This is a genomic window from Bradyrhizobium sp. Arg816 (assembly GCF_029989365.1).
Lineage (GTDB): Bacteria > Pseudomonadota > Alphaproteobacteria > Rhizobiales > Xanthobacteraceae > Bradyrhizobium.
Window position 1 is genome coordinate 1 of record NZ_JAPRAQ010000065.1, and the last position, 2,336, is coordinate 2,336.

At 66.1% G+C, this 2,336-nt stretch carries 1 protein-coding gene; it reads left to right on the plus strand.

The window, feature by feature from the left end:
• Positions 1-2,336 (plus strand): hybrid sensor histidine kinase/response regulator (locus OWC48_RS45770; protein WP_282525892.1); only part of this gene is annotated, 2,336 nt, incomplete at both ends.

A 2,336-nucleotide genomic window follows, 5' to 3' on the forward strand; every position in this document is an offset into this window, starting at 1 on the left:
CTGCCGCGTCTGGAAGCGCTGGCGCATGCCGGCGAGACGCTGATGAGCAAATTCCGCGACGGCATGCCGGTGACGGCTGGCGCGGTGACGTTGATCCTAGCATCGATCGACCGCATCAAGGAGATCCTGGCAGGCCTCGAGGCGACCGAAGCCGAGCCCGAGGGCACCGACCGCGATCTCATCGACAAGCTGGAAGCGATGGTCGAGCAGGGCATGGCAGCGATGGCTGCTGGAGCCGCTGCTACCGTGGCCGAAGCGCCGCCGCTGGTGCCGGAAGCGCCTGCTCCTGTTGAAGCCAAGGCGGCACCGGTAAAAGAGATGACGCAAGGCTCGCTGATCGAGCAGACGCTGGAGCGTCCGCTCCGTCCAGGCGAAGTCTCGCTCGATGATCTCGAGCGCGCCTTCCGCGAGACCGCGATCGAAGCGCCGGCCCCTGTCGCTCAGGCCGCGCCCGTTGCTGAAGCTCCGGCGCCCGCCGCGAAGGAAGCAAAGCCCGCCAAGGACAAGGCCGCGCCGAAGAAGTCGATGGCCGACGAGGGCGCCGCCGAAGGCGACCGCATCGCCAACCAGTCGATCCGCGTCAACGTGGATACGCTGGAGCATCTGATGACCATGGTCTCCGAGCTGGTCCTGACCCGCAACCAGCTGCTGGAGATCTCCCGCCGCAACGAGGACACCGAGTTCAAGGTGCCGTTGCAGCGCCTGTCCAACGTCACCGCCGAGCTGCAGGAAGGCGTCATGAAGACGCGCATGCAGCCGATCGGCAATGCCTGGCAGAAGCTGCCCCGCATCGTCCGCGATCTCTCGAGCGAACTCGGCAAGCAGATCGAGCTGGAGATGCACGGCGCCGACACCGAGCTCGACCGCCAGGTGCTCGACCTGATCAAGGACCCGCTCACCCACATGGTGCGCAACTCCGCCGACCATGGCCTGGAGACCCCCGCCGAGCGGCTCGCCTCCGGCAAGGGCGAGCAGGGCACCATCCGCCTGTCCGCCTATCACGAGGGCGGCCACATCATCATCTGCATCGCCGACAACGGAAGAGGCCTCAACACCGAGAGGATCAAGGCCAAGGCGATCTCCTCCGGTCTGGTCACCGAGGCCGAGCTCGAGAAGATGAGCGAAGCCCAGATCCACAAGTTCATCTTCGCGCCCGGCTTCTCCACGGCAGCTGCGATCACCTCGGTCTCCGGCCGTGGCGTCGGCATGGACGTGGTGCGCACCAATATCGACCAGATCGGCGGCACCATCGACATCAAGTCGGTGGCCGGCGAGGGCTCCTCCGTCACCATCAAGATCCCGCTGACGCTGGCCATCGTCTCGGCGCTGATCGTCGAGGCCGCCGGTGATCGTTTTGCGATCCCGCAGCTCTCGGTGGTCGAGCTCGTCCGTGCCCGCGCCAACAGCGAGCACCGCATCGAGCGCATCAAGGACACCGCGGTGCTCAGGTTGCGCAACAAGCTCTTGCCGCTGATCCACCTCAAGAAGCTGCTCAAGATCGACGACGGCGCGGCCAGCGATCCCGAGAACGGCTTTATCGTGGTCACGCAAGTCGGCAGCCAGACCTTCGGCATCGTCGTCGACGGCGTGTTCCACACCGAAGAGATCGTGGTCAAGCCGATGTCGACGAAGCTGCGTCACATCGACATGTTCTCCGGCAACACCATTCTGGGCGATGGCGCAGTCATCATGATCATCGATCCCAACGGCATTGCCAAGGCGCTCGGCGCCGCCGGCTCCTCGGCCCATGACATGGGCGACGAGAACGGCGCGCATCACATCGGAAGTGGCGAGCAGACCACCTCGCTGCTGGTCTTCCGCGCCGGCTCCAGCCAGCCCAAGGCGGTCCCGCTCGGGCTCGTCACCCGCCTGGAGGAACTGCCGGCCGACAAGATCGAGTTCAGCAACGGCCGCTACATGGTGCAGTACCGCGAGCAGCTGATGCCGCTGGTCGCCATGGAGAGCGTCACCATTGCGAGCCAGGGCGCCCAGCCGATCCTGGTGTTCGCCGATGACGGCCGCTCCATGGGCCTCGTCGTCGACGAGATCATCGACATCGTCGAGGAACGGCTCAACATCGAGGTCGGCGGCTCCTCCTCCGGCATTCTCGGCTCGGCCGTGATCAAGGGCCAGGCCACCGAAGTGATCGACGTCGGCCACTTCCTGCCGATGGCGTTCGCCGACTGGTTCACCCGCAAGGAGATGAAGCCGTCGCAGCACTCGCAGTCGGTGCTGCTGGTCGACGACTCGGCCTTCTTCCGCAACATGCTGGCCCCGGTGCTGAAGGCGGCCGGCTACCGCGTCCGCACCGCGCCGACCGCGCAGGAGGGCCTGGC